At 66.0% G+C, this 14,859-nt stretch carries 13 protein-coding genes; 6 read left to right on the top strand and 7 right to left on the bottom strand.

Going from position 1 to position 14,859, the window contains the following annotated elements; all coding sequences use genetic code 11:
* Positions 1 to 3: 3 nt before the first annotated feature.
* Positions 4 to 324 (top strand): hypothetical protein, encoded by a 321-nt coding sequence (locus Q2T94_RS17360; protein WP_302265952.1) that lies wholly within the window; start codon positions 4 to 6, stop codon positions 322 to 324.
* A gap of 247 nt (positions 325 to 571) precedes the next feature.
* Positions 572 to 781, top strand: coding sequence for a hypothetical protein (locus tag Q2T94_RS17355; RefSeq protein ID WP_302265951.1), 210 nt, complete (start codon positions 572 to 574; stop codon positions 779 to 781).
* A gap of 84 nt (positions 782 to 865) precedes the next feature.
* On the opposite strand, the gene Q2T94_RS20705 is transcribed toward Q2T94_RS17355, so the two are convergent.
* The 5 genes from Q2T94_RS20705 to ffh form a co-directional block, all read right to left on the bottom strand.
* Positions 866 to 1,084, bottom strand: a complete 219-nt coding sequence (locus Q2T94_RS20705) for a metallothionein (protein ID WP_495885115.1) — start codon at positions 1,082 to 1,084, stop codon at positions 866 to 868.
* 214 nt (positions 1,085 to 1,298) lie between these two features.
* Positions 1,299 to 1,754, bottom strand: coding sequence for a phage holin family protein (locus tag Q2T94_RS17345; RefSeq protein ID WP_302265949.1), 456 nt, complete (start codon positions 1,752 to 1,754; stop codon positions 1,299 to 1,301).
* Entirely contained in the window at positions 1,751 to 2,269 is a 519-nt protein-coding gene (locus Q2T94_RS17340; protein ID WP_302265948.1) for a hypothetical protein, read from the bottom strand. Before Q2T94_RS17340 ends, Q2T94_RS17345 begins: the two co-directional genes overlap by 4 nt.
* Positions 2,270 to 3,041: 772 nt before the next feature.
* Positions 3,042 to 4,226 (bottom strand): hypothetical protein, encoded by a 1,185-nt coding sequence (locus tag Q2T94_RS17335; protein WP_302265947.1) that lies wholly within the window; start codon positions 4,224 to 4,226, stop codon positions 3,042 to 3,044.
* 22 nt (positions 4,227 to 4,248) lie between these two features.
* Positions 4,249 to 5,799, bottom strand: coding sequence for a signal recognition particle protein (gene ffh, locus Q2T94_RS17330; protein ID WP_264269753.1), 1,551 nt, complete (start codon positions 5,797 to 5,799; stop codon positions 4,249 to 4,251).
* 115 nt (positions 5,800 to 5,914) lie between these two features.
* Here ffh and Q2T94_RS17325 point away from each other — a divergent pair, with 115 nt between their 5' ends.
* The 4 genes from Q2T94_RS17325 to Q2T94_RS17310 all read left to right on the top strand — a co-directional run bounded on the left by Q2T94_RS17325 (position 5,915) and on the right by Q2T94_RS17310 (position 12,177).
* Positions 5,915 to 7,372: a glucose-6-phosphate dehydrogenase gene (locus Q2T94_RS17325; RefSeq protein ID WP_302265946.1), complete on the top strand. Its 1,458-nt coding sequence runs from the start codon at positions 5,915 to 5,917 to the stop codon at positions 7,370 to 7,372.
* 169 nt (positions 7,373 to 7,541) lie between these two features.
* Positions 7,542 to 8,567, top strand: coding sequence for a 3-oxoacyl-ACP synthase III (locus Q2T94_RS17320; RefSeq protein ID WP_302265945.1), 1,026 nt, complete (start codon positions 7,542 to 7,544; stop codon positions 8,565 to 8,567).
* Positions 8,564 to 11,152 (top strand): alpha/beta fold hydrolase, encoded by a 2,589-nt coding sequence (locus tag Q2T94_RS17315; RefSeq protein ID WP_436836837.1) that lies wholly within the window; start codon positions 8,564 to 8,566, stop codon positions 11,150 to 11,152. Before Q2T94_RS17320 ends, Q2T94_RS17315 begins: the two co-directional genes overlap by 4 nt.
* Positions 11,149 to 12,177 carry an NAD-dependent epimerase/dehydratase family protein gene (locus Q2T94_RS17310; RefSeq protein ID WP_302265944.1) on the top strand — a complete coding sequence of 343 codons (1,029 nt, stop codon included), beginning with the start codon at positions 11,149 to 11,151 and terminating at the stop codon, positions 12,175 to 12,177. The genes Q2T94_RS17315 and Q2T94_RS17310 overlap by 4 nt, the downstream gene beginning before the upstream one ends.
* A 100-nt stretch (positions 12,178 to 12,277) precedes the next feature.
* Here the strand turns inward: Q2T94_RS17310 and Q2T94_RS17305 are convergent, their stop codons facing one another.
* On the bottom strand, positions 12,278 to 13,747 hold the full coding sequence (locus Q2T94_RS17305; RefSeq protein ID WP_302265943.1) for a glycosyltransferase family protein: 1,470 nt from the start codon (positions 13,745 to 13,747) through the stop codon (positions 12,278 to 12,280).
* 238 nt (positions 13,748 to 13,985) lie between these two features.
* Positions 13,986 to 14,498: an SdpI family protein gene (locus Q2T94_RS17300; protein ID WP_302265942.1), complete on the bottom strand. Its 513-nt coding sequence runs from the start codon at positions 14,496 to 14,498 to the stop codon at positions 13,986 to 13,988.
* Between the last annotated feature and the right edge of the window lie 361 nt (positions 14,499 to 14,859).

Raw genomic sequence — 14,859 nt, 5'->3', positions numbered from 1 at the left:
TTCATGAAGTCCCCCCAATTGCTTGCGGAGCCGCAACGACACGTTTCCTTGCCCGTGCCGGCGGCAGCCATGGGCGTCACTACGTCGCCAGCCCCGCCAAAAAATGGTTCGGCAGTCATCTGTGAAAGCTGCCAAAGCGATCACTACCTCGTCTTCGAAAAAGTCATTCCCCTGCCGCATCGGAGTTCCCAACTGGCAACTTGGGAGATTGAATGCTGGTGCGGCCGGTGCGAGAAATTCCTGGCGGTGCGGACCACCCAACCGCCGCTAACGCCGCATTCCATCCTTAATGCGGCGACGGGACAGAAACACGGGCGCATCTGACTCCCATTCATTGATCCATCAGCTGGCCAATGCTTGACTTGGGATGAGCGGTAAGAGGCTGGCATGCCACCATCGGATGCCGAATGACGGACTGTCCCTTCGAAACGAGTGCCGAAGCAAGCCGCCCATGATGTGCCGGAAGCATCGACCAGCACGCTGTCCGCGTTCCAGTTGTCCAGCATGCCTGACGAACGAAATGACCGAAGATAAGAGGCCGCATTGAAGCGGCCAGTGAAAGGAAAGTGCCGTGCATGAGTTGGACCTGATCCGAGCAGCCAGCGAAGACGTGGCGGCCGCTCGGCTCTTGCTGAGACAACGCCAGGAAACCTTGGACGCCATCACGCGCGCGGCGCTGGAACACGGTGTCCCCGCCGCGGAAATCGCCGCAGCCCGCAAAGAGACCGGCGACATTCCCCACGTCGCGGGACTACCGAGGAATGTCGCCACGAGAGGCTGAGAGCACCGTGTTCTCGCCCCGGGCTTTCATTTTCCGGTCGGGGCCCATGCCCCTCCCGTGAGCCGAGCGAACGCCTCGCGATTGTCAGGCCCTGTCGGTTGCCTGCGCGTGCCCCGCCTCGCGGGCGCAATGGGCACAACAGTACATACCGGTCTCACTTTCCACGCCGTGGCCCAGGATCCTGCATCCGCAGTGGGCGCATGCCGGTGCCATCATGTGGATGGCACATTCAAAACTGTCGAACGTCCGGGTCTCCCCGCCCCGGGTAAGCGTGAAGGTCTTGTCATAGTCATTGCCGCACATATCGCACGTAGCCATGGTTGCTCCTTTTGTATGATCTTCTTCGGGGGGGTAAACCAATTTTTTTCCGTTCCGGAAGGATGAGGCGAGACAGGTCCCCTACCTTGCTTGTCCCGCTCGAAACCTCCTTCCCGGTCCCCCAGGGCATCCCCGGCGGAAGCCGGGAAGTGTCATGCTTCATCGTCCAAGCGCATCCTTTCCGTCTCCGGCGCGCGTTTCACGGTGCCGTGTGCCGGGAACTGGTTTTCGGGGGCATCTCCCGGTGGGTTGCGTTGCCATCGGGCAAGCCATCGAAAGCTTCGAACCCGTTCCGGCCCATGCCGATGAGTACGGCGGCGATGATGACCCAGAACGCTGCCAGAAGAAGTCCTGCGTATCCCCAGCCGATCCAGGTTGCCAGGCCTGCCAGGGCGGCCAATGCCAGGAAGAGGAACGCGAACTGTCCGGCCAGGACGGCCCCGGCGTAAAGCCTCACCCCCTTGCGCACCGTCCGGTAGAGGATCCGGATCTCGCCCTTGACCAGCCCGATCTGCTGGTGGACGATGACATCAAATTTTTCGGTGAATCCCCTGAACCGGTCCTCCAGCCCATGGCGCTGCATCCGGTCCGACCCATGGGTGCGGGGCGAATCCAAGGTGCCTTCGGGCTGGACGTCCGCTGGTTGCCTGCTCATGGTCGGCTGAATCCCGGCCCCGGGCCGTGCAGTCCCGAAGGCTTTCCTCCAACATCGGGCTCGCCTTCGGTGCGCCGAGGCTCGATGCCGCCAATGTTCGCACCTTTCGCCGGCTGCATCGCGGAGTTATTCCATGGACGCTCTGCAGACACCGGGTTCCTGCCTGTCCGCGCGTCGTCTGCCTCCCGTACGGACAGACCTTCGCTGGCGTTCCGGGTCAGACGGCCGGCAACCAGGCCGGCGCCCAGGGCAATTCCAGGCAATGCCGCCGGGTGTCGCTTCGCAAACCGCTTGGTCTCCTGAACAAGGTCGCCGGGGTCCCGACCGTCCAACCAATCAGCCGCGTTTGCGCTGTACACCGTTGCCCGTTCGACGACGTTCGCGGCCAGACCCCTGGCTGAACCGTCATGCAGCATCCACGCGAATTCGTCGCTGATTTCACGGAGCGTGGTGACGACCCGGCGTTGCTGGAGGGAGGCCTGGTTCCCGATCTCGCCGACGAGTGTGGAGAACAATCTGGACCCCTCATCCCCAAGGTCCCGCGCGATATGGGTCCCCGCGGACTCGCTCCCGGAGACGACCGGTCCCGGCGCGTCGTTACCGGCTTCCCCATCTACGGCCGGACCGGAGGGGCCCACTGCCGGAGGGGCGGGTCCGGTCGCCGTCCGCCTGGCGGTATCGGTCCACTGGTTCTTGATTGCCGGCTGCACGGTCGGCCGAACTGCTTGCCGATCCATCGGGAACTCCGGTGGGTAGGGGGCACTGAAATCATTGACGTTCATGGTCTTCCTCCAATAGGTCCGCGCCTTGGAAGCGATGTCTGCCATGGAAACCCGGCCGCCCATGACCTTTCACAGCGCATGATTCTCCTCGCGCCCCGGTTCGGTTATCTCTGGACTCGATGTGAATTGGTGAATGGCCCGTCGTTGCGTGTCGACGCCGTTGGAGACAGCGGCCCCATGTGGGGTCCTCAACGTATCCCGGCGGCCATCGGCGCTGCCACGATGCGGTCTTCCGGAGCTCTGGGGCGCCCGGGAAAACCCTGTCAATAAGAGCAAAGCAACAGTTCCGCCTCGGCACAAGGGTTTTGACATCGGAGGCAGGGAATCGCTTCACTGGACGGCTTATGACCTGTCGGCGAGGGAAACACTGCGCGTCCCGGAGTCGCCCCCATGGTCGCATGGGTGCGTGCTGTCCTGGTCGGCCCGGAATCGACGGCAAAGGGCCGGGGCCCGGACCCCGCCAGCGGACATTGTGGCCAGTCCGGCCGGGAGATGGGGGTACTTGCTAGTGGCCCGAGCGACGATCCCGGGTGAGCCGCCAGGTGCCGATGCCGATGTTCGACAGTGCGTCTACTCCCCAGAGCGCGGCAATGAGAGCCACGGCCCAGAAGGGCAGCCAGGGTTGCTGCCAGTCGGTGAGCAGCACCAGTGCCATGGCAACCACCGCCTCGAACACGCCCCACAGGACCTGCGTGCGGGGTCGCCAGGAAAGAATGTTGAAGAACTTGCGGATGCCCTTGGCCTCGCGCGCGTCGGCGCCCATGGCCTTGGCAACGGTTGGGCCCAGTCCGCGGGGCTCGACCAGGCGCGCAGATTCCGGCACCGTGCCATCCTCGACGTAGTCGGCCAAGGCACGGGGCCTGCCAAAGATTTCCAGCACGGCGCGCAACTTCTCGACCGACCCGCTGCCGCCAAGTGCCTCGTTGAGCTGGGTGATCACGTCCTCGCCGATGCCGTATTCGGAGAGCCGGGCAATGGATTCCAGGTCCGGCGCGAGCCATTCGCGGGTGAGGAAGTCGGAAACCTCGGCCGCCTTGGTGCCCGGAACGGGGTCGAGCACCGGCTCGGCAGCGACCGACCAGCCGTGGCCGAAACCCGGGTAGCCGTGGAGCTTACGGCTCTGGCCCTCGAACCAGAAGACCATGGAAAAGCGCGGGCCAAGGCGCGAGAGCATGATGGCGGGGAACGTCGACTTCGACAACATGATCTCGGGCATGTAGCCCTGGTGCACCGCCACGTCGCCGTGTTCGGTGGAGAAGTGCTGCCAGGCCGTCTTGGTGGCACCGGCAAAGAACGCCACCTCGGATTCCTTGAACGTGCCCAACAGCACCGATCGCCCTCCGGTCGGGTGCTCGAGCGCGTCGTCGGCGATAGGTTCCCCGCTCTCGGCATCCACACCGTCAAAGTCGGCGTAAAGCGCTCCGGTGCCACGTTTCAGGGCGATGGCGAATCCCTCGATCTGCTGGCCGAAGGAGATCTCCCCCGCTTCATCGGCCATGACGATGAAACCGTCGGGGTTCACCGCCACGACCATCTCGACCACCGAGAGCTTGCCCCAGGAGACGGGTTCGGCCAGCAGGGAAATGCTTTGCCGGGCGCGCAGGGTCTCCTTCAGGCGTCGGTGGGCCTGGACGCCGGAGGGCTCATCGAAGATGAACGCCATGGAGGCGATCAGCCACGCTGGCGCCACGCCTCCATCCGGCTCCCCGGGGCTACTTGCCAAGGAACTTCTCAAACCCCTTCGGCAGGTTCAATTCGGAGGGGTCAAAGTCCTTGGGCCCGGCGCCGAAGGCGGCACCCGAGGGGGTCTTGGCCTTGTTGGCCTCCGCCGCCGCCAGCTGCGCGGCCTTGGCCGGATTCCCGAACTTCTGCTTCTTCTTGGCCGAGCCCTTGGAACCCTTCTTGGCGCCTGGACGCCCGCCGGGCATGCCCGGGATGGCCCCGCCGGAGGCCAGCTTCTTCATCATCTTCTGGGCCTCGCCGAAGCGCTCGAGCATCGAGTTGACCTCGGAGACGTGCACGCCCGAGCCCTTGGCAATACGTGCGCGGCGCGAGCCGTTGATGATCTTCGGTGCCACGCGCTCGTGCGGGGTCATGGAGCGGACGATGGCCTCGATCCGGTCGATCTGCGACTCGTCGAACTGCTCGAGCTGCTGGCGGGAGATCTGCGATCCGGGCATCATGCCCAGGATCTTCTTCATCGACCCCATCTTGCGGATCTGGGCCATCTGGGCCAGGAAGTCATCGAGCGTGAAGTCCTCGCGGTCGGCGAACTTCTTCGCCATCCGCTCGGCCTCGCCCTTGTCCCAGTTCTGCTCGGCCTGCTCGATCAGGGTGAGGATGTCGCCCATGTCCAGGATGCGGGACGCCATGCGGTCCGGGTGGAAGATCTCGAAGTCGTCGAGGTTCTCGCCGGTGGAGGCGTACATGACGGGCTTGCCGGTGACCGAGGCCACCGAGAGGGCGGCACCGCCGCGGGCGTCGCCGTCGAGCTTGGTGAGCACCACGCCGGTGACCCCGACGCCGTCGTTGAAGGCCTGGGCGGTGTTGACAGCGTCCTGGCCGATCATCGCGTCAATGACGAAGAGGACCTCGTCCGGATTGACGGCGGCGCGGATGTCAGCTGCCTGCTGCATCATTTCGGCATCGATGCCCAGGCGTCCGGCGGTGTCGACGATGACCACGTCGTGCAGCTTGGTGCGGGCCTCGGCAACGCCGTCGCGCGCCACTGCCACCGGGTCGCCGGTGGCGGACTCGAACTCGGAGGAGACGCCCGGGTGCGGTGCGTAGACCGGCACCCCGGCGCGTTCGCCGTTGACCTGCAGCTGCTTGACGGCATTGGGGCGCTGGAGGTCACACGCCACCAGCAGCGGGGTGTGGCCCTGGGCCTTGAGGTGCTTGGCCAGCTTGCCGGCCAAGGTGGTCTTGCCCGCACCCTGCAGGCCGGCGAGCATGATGACCGTGGGGGCGACCTTGGCCAGGTTCAGCCGGCGGGTCTCCCCGCCCAGGATGTCGACGAGTTCCTCGTTGACGATCTTGACGATCTGCTGGCCCGGGTTCAGCGAGGCCGAAACCTCTTCGCCCAGGGCACGTTCCTTGACATGGGCCACGAAGGCACGGACCACCGTGACGGCGACGTCGGCGTCCAGCAGGGCACGGCGGATCTCACGAACGGTGCCGTCGATATCGGCCTCGGTCAGCCGTCCCTTGCCGCGGAGGTTCTTGAAGGTGGATGTCAGGCGGTCGGAGAGTGAATTGAACACGTGCCGTGCACTTCTTTCGTTGTGGGCGTTAGGCGCGGTCTAACCCGCTGGACTCAACATCCAAGATTACCAATAACATGGGGCTCTTTCTTCAACACATGGCAGTCTTGGAGATGTGAACCCTGATTCAAGCTCCCAGACCGGTACCCACGTAACCACATTATTGATCCTCGGCGCCTCCGGCGACCTCACCGGAAGGCTGTTGCTTCCGGGCCTGGCCCGGCTGGTTGGCTCGGGCCGAGCCCGCGGGCTGAAGCTTGCCGGAGCCGGTGGCCCGGGCTATTCACAGGAGAAATGGCAACAGCGCGTCAACGAGGTCTGCGCGGCGGCGAAGAAACAGGCCACGGGCCAGGGCGGCACCGAACTCGACAAGATTGCCGCCGACACCCGCTTCGCCGAACTCGACGTCACAAAACCCGGCGAACTGGCCGCCCTGGTCGATTCCCTTGAGGGGCCGGTGGCACTGTACTTCGCGCTTCCCCCCGCGGTGAGCCAGAAGGCCTGCGAGGTCCTGGAACCGGGGGAACTTCCCGAGTCCACGCTGTTGGTCATGGAAAAGCCCTTTGGCTCCAACCAGCAATCCGCGCAGGAACTGAACCGCACGCTGATCCGCCTGGTCCCGGAGGAAAACATCCACCGCGTCGACCACTTCCTGGGCAAGGGCACGGTCTTCAACATCCTGGGCCTGCGCTTCGCCAACCACCTGCTCGAACCCCTGTTCACCTCCGAGCACGTGGAGAAGATGGAAATCTTCTACGACGAGGAACTCGCCCTCGAAGACCGTGCCGGGTACTACGACGGCGCCGGGGCGCTGCGCGACATGATCCAGTCGCACCTCTTGCAGATCCTTGGCCTGCTGACCATGAACGCCCCTGCGACACTGAAGGAACGCGACGTGCGCGACCACCTCGGCTCGGTGCTGCGCGCCACAGCCTTGGCCGGCAACCCCGCCGAAAACACGCGCCGTGCCCGCTACACCGCCGGCACCTCGAAGGGCCGTCCGGTGCCCGACTACGCCAGCGAGGAAGGCGTGGAACCGGCATTGAAGACCGAGACGCTGGCGGAGGTCACGCTGAACATCAACAACTCGCGCTGGGCCGGGGTTCCGTTCATCCTGCGTGCCGGCAAGGCCCTGGGAACCGCGCGCAAGGAAGCCATCATCACCTTCCGCCCGGTCTCCCACCTGCCCACCGGATTCAAGGGCACCGACGAACCCACGAAACTGCGGATCGGATTCGGCCCCGACACGCTGTCACTGGACCTGGACGTCAACGGCCCCGGCGACCTCTACACCCTGGACCGCGTCACCCTGGCCGCTGAACTCAATTCCCCGGACCTCCTCCCCTACGGCGAAGTCCTCCTCGGCGTGCTCTCCGGCGACCCGACCCTGTCTGTGCGCGGAGACACAGCGGAGGAATGCTGGCGCATTGTCGATCCGATCCTCACCGCGTGGGCCGACGATGCGGTGCCCTTGGCTGAATACGCCGCGGGCGGAAACGGCCCGGCCGACTGGGACACCAATTGCACCAAGCCCGTCAATGGCACGCCCGCAAAGGCCAAGGCCAGGCACTAGCAACGCGATCCCCGCGGACGACGCTTGGCGCGCCCGTGTGTGCCCCGGGCACGCCGAGGGAATACGGTAGGACGAGGACATTTTTAATCGTTGGACCTTGAGATGGATCCGGCGTCCGTATTCTTCGCGCCCGACACCGGCACGACGGCCCCGACACAAAGGCTAGATTTTGAACGGCAATGCAACGTTTCGGCACCATAATTCGGCCCTCTTGGCCGTCACCAGCGTGCAGGCCCCGGTGGTCATGACCTCCGGGGAATTCGACGAACGTCTGGCACCCAGCCTCAAGCGCCTGCGCTTGTCGAAAAAGCTGTTGGAACGTGTTGCCGGAGTGATGGAGCGCCGCTGGTGGTCGGAGGGGACCAGCTTCGATGATGCCGCGGTCGAGGCCGGAGGCAAGGCCCTGGCCGAGGCCGGCATCGAGCCGGGCGAGATCGGCCTGCTGATCAACACCTCGGTCACCCGCCGCAACCTGGAACCCTCTGTGGCCTCCAAGATCCACCACGACCTGGGACTGCCGTCCTCGGCCATGAACTTCGACGTGGCCAACGCCTGCCTGGGCTTCGTCAACGGCATGACCTTGGCCGCGAACATGATCGACTCCGGGCAGATCAAGTACGCCCTGGTGGTCGCCGGAGAGGATGCCCAGCCGACCCAGGAAACCACGTTCCGCCGGCTCAATGCCGAGGACTCCACCCGCGAGGACTACCTGCGGGAATTCGCGACCCTCACTCTTGGTTCGGGCGCCGCCGCCGCGGTCATCGGCCCGGCCGACGCGCACCCCGGCGCGCACCGCATCGTTGGCGGGGTCTCCCGTGCGGGAACCGAACACCACAAACTGTGCGTCGGAGGCCCGTCGGGCATGTACACCGACACCAAGGGGCTGTTGGACAACGGCCTGGAACTGGTGGTCGATGCCTGGGACGAGGCCCACCAGGCCGGCTGGAACTGGAAATCCATGGATCGCTACGTCACCCACCAGGTATCCAATTCCTACACCAATGCCATCATCAAGGCCGTCGGCCTGGTCCGCGACCGGGTGCCCATCACGTTCCCCAAGTGGGGCAATGTCGGGCCCGCATCGCTGCCCATGACCCTCTCCCAGGAAGCCAAGACACTGAAGCCCGGTGATCGGGTGCTGTGCATGGGGGTAGGTTCCGGGCTAAACACCGCCATGCTGGAGCTTGCCTGGTGACCGAGCTCTTCCCCGGTGTCGATTCCCGGTACTCCCGCCGCGTCATGGTGCCCTCCACCTCGGACGTGGATGCACCGGGCACCAGCCACCAATGGCACCTGCTGGACAACGCCTCCGAGCTGGCCGACAAGGGCATCACGCCGATCGGCACGCTATTGTGCGTGCACGGCAATCCCACCTGGTCCTACCTGTGGCGCGGCCTGCTGCAGCACGTGGCCACCCATGACCTGCCCTGGCGCGTGGTGGCGGTTGACCAGCTGGACATGGGCTTCTCCGTGCGCACCGGCGTGTTCCGCCGGCTCGCCGACCGGGTCAACGACCTCGGCGACCTGTCCGACGCCCTGAAGCTGACCGGCGACGTGACCACGGTCGGCCACGACTGGGGCGGACTCATTTCCCTGGGCTGGGCCCTGGCACACCCGGACCAACTGGCCAACGTGGTGCTCACCAACACCGCGGTGCACCCGGCCGGCTACGAACTGCCCGCAGCGCTGCGCCTGGCCTCCCACCCCGCGGTCCACGGCTGGGGCACCAAAACCACCGACGCCTTCCTGCGCACCACCCACTCGCTGGCGCAGCCGGCCCTGGAACCGATCGTCCGCCAGGCTTTCATGGCCCCCTACGCCAATGCGGGGCGGAGGACGGGAGTGGCGAACTTCGTTGCCGACATCCCCTTCACCGAGGACCACCCCAGCCGCACCACCCTCGATGCCATCGCCGATGGCCTGCGCACGCTGGAGGTTCCGGCCTTGCTGCTCTGGGGACCCAAGGACCCGGTATTCTCCGACCGCTACCTGCGTGACCTGATGGACCGGCTCCCCCACGCCGCGGTGCACCGCTTCGAGGGCGCCGGCCACCTGCTTCCCGAGGACCGCGACATCGCCACCCCGGTCTTTGACTGGCTGGCCCGGGCAAACACCGCGCACACCGCCCGGCGCGCCGGGGCCCTGGCCGAATACCGGCCCATGCTGGCCGAACTCGATGGGCGCACGCAGGACACCGGCACCGCGGTGGTGGACATCAACCCGGCCGGCTCGCTGTCATGGGCGGAACTGGGCAACCGGGTCAACGCGCTGGCCCGCGGCCTGGCGCACATCGGGGTCAAGCCCGGTGACCGGGTCAATCTTCTGGTGCCCCCGGGCATCGAACTGACCTCGCTGATCTATGCCTGCCTGCGTTTGGGCGCCGTGATCGTGGTGGCCGATGCGGGTCTGGGCACCAAGGGGCTGGGCCGCGCCATCCGCGGGGCCGGCCCCGGCTACCTCATTGGAATCGACCGCGCACTGACCGGGGCGAGGTTCCTGGGCTGGCCCGGAACCCGGATCGCCGCCGGGGACATGCCCGCCGCCAAGCGCACCCTGCTCGGCGTGGCACACACCGTGCCCGAACTGCTCGAGGCAGGCACGACCACCGCCGCCCAACACCGGGAATTCACCCCGGCGGACCCCGATGCCGATGCGGCGGTGCTCTTCACCTCGGGATCCACCGGCCCCGCCAAGGGCGTGGTGTACACCCACCGCCAGTTGGCGGCCATGCGGGACACCCTGCGCGACACCTATGACCTGAAGGCCGGTTCGGCGCTCGTGGCGGGCTTCGCCCCGTTCGCGCTGCTCGGCCCCGCCCTGGGCGCCACCTCGGTGACCCCCGACATGGACGTCACCGCCCCGCGCACGCTCACCGCCACGGCACTTGCAGATGCGGCGGCCACCGTGGATGCCACCACGGTCTTCGCCTCCCCCGCTGCCCTGGCCAACGTCTTGGAAACCCGGGAAGGCCTCGATGCCGCCCAACGCCGGACCCTGGCAGGCATATCGCTGCTGCTCTCGGCCGGCGCCCCGATCCCCGAGCCGCTGCTGGCAAAGATCCAGGACCTCGTGCCCGGTGCTCGCGTGCACACCCCGTACGGGATGACCGAAGCCCTGCCGGTCACCGACATCGACCTCGAGGGCATCCGGGCTGCCGGTGCCGGCAACGGGGTCTGCGTCGGCACCCCCGTCGCCGGGGCCCGGGTCGCCATCGCCCCGCTGGACGCCAACGGGCGAGCCGGCGACCAGCCGCAGACCGCTGCCAACCTCACCGGGGAAATCCTGGTGCGCGCCCCGCACGTGAAGGACCGCTACGACAGGCTCTGGATCACCGAACAACTCAGCACCTCCATCCCGGGTTGGCACCGCACCGGGGACGTGGGACATCTCGATACGGCCGGACGGCTCTGGGTGGAAGGCAGGCTCGGCCACGTGCTGGACACTGCCTCCGGACCGCGGACCCCGGTCGCCGGTGAACAGGCAGCCGAATCGGTCCGGGGCGCCGGACGCGCAGCACTGGTCGGTGTGGGGCCCTCGGGCACCCAGGCCCCCGTCATCGTCATGGAGACGGTGCCGCCGGTGCGCCGCGCGGCCCCCGCCCCCGAGGCGCTGGCCACAGCCGTGCGCGCCGCGGTCGCAGGCACCGGGACCGAGGTGTCCGCGGTGCTGGTGGTCCCGGCGTTGCCCACCGATATCCGGCACAATTCCAAGATCGATCGGGCCGCGCTGGCCTCCTGGGCCACCGTCACCCTGGCCGGCGGACGGATCCGCAACCCGTGAGCAACCAGGGGAACCCGGACACCGGCCGCCGCGTGCTGGTCACCGGTGCCAGCGGGCTGCTTGGCGGCGCGGTGGCTTCGCTGCTGCGCGCCAAGGGGCACCGGGTGCGCACCTTCCAGCGCCGGGCCAGCGCGGGAGCCACCGACGAGGTGCTGGGCTCGCTGACCGATCCTGCCGCGGTGCGCCGGGCCGTTGACGGCATGGACGCCGTCATCCACCTGGCGGCGAAGGTCTCCTTCACCGGGTCCTGGCACGATTTCACGGCAACCAACATCACCGGGACCAAGACCCTGCTGGAGGCAGCCCGCAGCGCGGGGGCGGCGGACTTCGTGTTCGTCTCCTCCCCCTCCGTCGCCCACTTCGGCGAGCCGCTGGCGGGCGCCGGTGCAGGTATGGCGGACCCGGACCGTGCCCACGGAAACTATGCCCGTTCCAAGGCGGCGGCAGAGCTCAGCGCGCTGGCACTGGATGCGGCCGACTTCCGTGTCACCGCCATCAGGCCGCACGTGGTCTGGGGACCCGGCGACACCCAATTGGTGGAGCGCGTCATCGAACGCGCCAGGTCGGGAAGGCTGCCGCTGCTCGATGGCGGCGTCGCGTTGATCGACACCACCTACATCGACAACGCCGCCGATGCCATCGTGCGCGGGCTTGAACGCATGGAACACGCCCACGGCCGGGCCCTGGTCATCACCAACGGAGAACCGCGCCCGGTGGGTGAATTGATCTCCGGGATCTGCCGCGCCGGCGGCGTGCCCGCACCCCGGCTCAGCGTCCCGGGCTGGCTGGCACGCGGCGCGGGCTCGCTCATCGAGCGCGCGTGGCTGGCCGCAGGGTCCCGCAACCTGGTGCACGACGAGCCGCCCATGACCAGGTTCCTGGCGGAGCAGCTCTCGACAGCGCATTGGTTCGACCAGCGCGAGACCCGCGAGGTGCTGGATTGGGCACCCCGGGTGGGAATCGACGAGGGCCTGAGGCGCCTAGCCGCGCACTACGGCGGCACCGGGCCCCGAAAGGCTTCCTAAAACATGGAGTCGGGTGGACATCGTGCCCACGGTTTCCGATTTCCTCCGCGAAGACCAGCTGGTGTCATCGATCGACGGGCGGCACGGTGCCCGAATGCTGCTATCCCCCTACAAATTCGAAGAGCTGTTGCCGTCCCCGGTCGGTGTTTTCCTCGCGCACCCCGGTGTCGGGCCGCTCGCCAACCCAGGCGAATTGCGGGTCATCTCCAAGGACCGCGATATTCTTGTCGACCACTATCACCCATTGTGCGTCGTATTTCGTCATGAGTTCGGCCCTGCGCCGGGGATCCGTACTGTGCCTGAAGAATTCCAGCGAATCGGCACGCCGTTGCTGCTCAACATCCCCCAGGAACGGATCGGGCCACGCTGTCATGACGGTGAATATCCCGTAACCCGGAGCCATGGCTCGTGCGTCCCAGTTGGTGGTCATTACCGAGTCTCCTGGGTCTGCGTGCTCGGTCAGCCAGCGGTAGTCCCCCTTGGTCATGCGCGAGCCGAAGGTTTCATCCAGGGCCGCGGGATAGGAGCCTGGCGCCAGAAGATTAACGAATCCGCTTTGGAATACCACCCCGGCCAGGATGCCAAGGCAAGCGGCTGTGGCATAGAGACGTTGGATTTGCTTGCGCCCGCGGCCCAGCCACTGGGCTACGGCAATGCCCACAGCAATCTGGCTCAACAGCGCCACCGGCGGGAAGATCCTGGCCAAGAAATAGTTTCCGCTAACGCCGCCGTAGACGAAGACGGCCAGGCAAAACAAGACGGTGAGCACCAAGGGGTCGGCCTTGTCCTTTGCCAGCCGATACACCAGCACGGGGGTGGCCACGAGCAACAACGAATACCTTTTAACCAGGTCTGTGTAGAGCGACTTGTGCACCGCATTGAATCCGTCCACTCCGCCGGTCGAGGACAGCAGGTTGAACCACGGCCAGAGAAGAATCGACGCTAGTACGGCGGCCACGATCACGGCGAAAAAAATCAAAGTGGTCCGGGAAAGTCTCCGGTGGTGCCTCGCCACATACAGCCCCGCGTAGAGGCAGACACCCACGGCCGTGAACTGGTGGGACAGGACCACCAGTGAACCGCCCGCGGCGATGGTCAGGGTGAGCGCCACCCGCGATACTGAACCGCCCGTTTCATTGATAAGCCTGGAGAGCCAAGCCCAGAGCCACAGGCCCATGCCGACGGCAAATGTCGAGGGATATGCAATCGACGCAATGAGGCTTGGGAACGAAATGAATCCACTCCAGTAGAGGAATCCGGTGCCCCACAGGAAGAACACTGCTGCCAGCGAAAAGACCGGCGCCTTCCGGTTGCCTGTCAACGTTCCGACAAAGGCCCCGAATCCAGTCAGGAACAGAACCAGGTTCACGATGGCCCCGAGCCGCAGGACGACGAACGTCCCCAAACCGGTGAACTTAGCCATGGCGGCCCAGAAGACCATGTACGGCGAGAAATAGGGGTTGCCCAGCCCGTCCTCGTTCACCATGGGATCCCGGGGGTCCCAGAAGTTCGCCTGCAGCTGTTCGAGGGTGGCCGCGTGCACGAATAGGTCGTTCGAGGCGGGGAGCATAACTATCACCAGGATGAAGAAGGCTCCCAGTGCCAGACAAGTCCGCACATACGGGGTCAAAACAAATGGGGCGCGCACCTGATCAATATACGGAGGTCGCTCGGCTACGCCGAATCACCGAGCACCAAACTTCCCCTTCCCGCGTCACGAATAGGAATCGACGAGGGCCTAAAGCGCCTCGCCGCGCACTACGGCGGCACCGCCCCCGGGCAGTAGCCAACTCGAACCGCCGGGTACTTCAGTTCCGTGGACCGGTGCCCGTCGCCGAGTCCCTGCGTGCCGGCCTCGGGGCATCGGGGGCCGATGCGTTCAGCAGCATCGCGCTGCCTATCCCCCAGGCCACACCGGCCACCAGCGCGCCGATCGATGTGGGCACGTGCATCTGCGGGCCGACGCCCGAGGCGCTGTCGACCTGCCCCAAGGTGCCTGCCAGCATCATTCCGGTGGCAACCACGGCGCTGCCGGTGCAGAGGCCGAGGAGCAGCGGTCCCGCTTCCTGCTTGCCCCGGCTGGGCGGCAACAGTCCCAGCGTCGCCAGCCCGCAAAGCACCACAATCGCCGCAACCCCGCCCCACACGGTCTGCGGCAAGCTCCCGGCGGCATCGGCGGTTCCACCCAGGTTCCAGTGGCTACCCAGTGCTTCGGGGAGCCGGCTACCCAACAGCATCAGGCTTCCCACGTGAACCGCCACCAGCACCACGGCAGTTCCCCAGGCCAGTTTCAGCAGCAGCTTCCTAGAATGCAATTTCACGCCGTTGACTCCGATTCGTTCTTTCCGCGGTCGACCCGATGGCATGTCGAATATCTCATTTGTCCAACACACTACCCCTTTCGGTTTCCTCGGGTGTGGAAGGGACGATGGCCGTCAAGACGCCGACGGCAGCCTTGAGTGCAGGCTCCGGCGAACAGTGGGTCATTTCCCCATTCCGATGGAAAATGATGACAACGACGACATTTGTCTGGAAGCCCTTAGCCACACGGGCTAGGGTTGGGCCAATCGCCAGTTTGTGGTCGATATGCCATTGGAGGAAGACCTTTTTGATGCAAGATGCACCTGGTGCCAACTTCGTAACCTGGCTTCACAGCCGGCCCGCAAATCCGCGCCCCCCTTA

The sequence above is a fragment of the Paeniglutamicibacter sulfureus genome (assembly GCF_030512175.1).
GTDB lineage: Bacteria > Actinomycetota > Actinomycetes > Actinomycetales > Micrococcaceae > Paeniglutamicibacter > Paeniglutamicibacter sulfureus.
This window is presented reverse-complemented; position numbering and strand designations above follow the sequence as displayed.

Bases quoted from the DNA above. Each gene is read 5' to 3' on its own strand.
- Q2T94_RS17360 (WP_302265952.1), top strand. From the start codon at position 4: ATGAAGTCCCCCCAATTGCTTGCGGAGCCGCAACGACACGTTTCCTTG.
- Q2T94_RS20705 (WP_495885115.1), bottom strand. From the start codon at position 1,084: ATGTGCGGCAATGACTATGACAAGACCTTCACGCTTACCCGGGGCGGG.
- Q2T94_RS17345 (WP_302265949.1), bottom strand. From the start codon at position 1,754: ATGAGCAGGCAACCAGCGGACGTCCAGCCCGAAGGCACCTTGGATTCG.
- Q2T94_RS17305 (WP_302265943.1), bottom strand. From the start codon at position 13,747: ATGCTCCCCGCCTCGAACGACCTATTCGTGCACGCGGCCACCCTCGAA.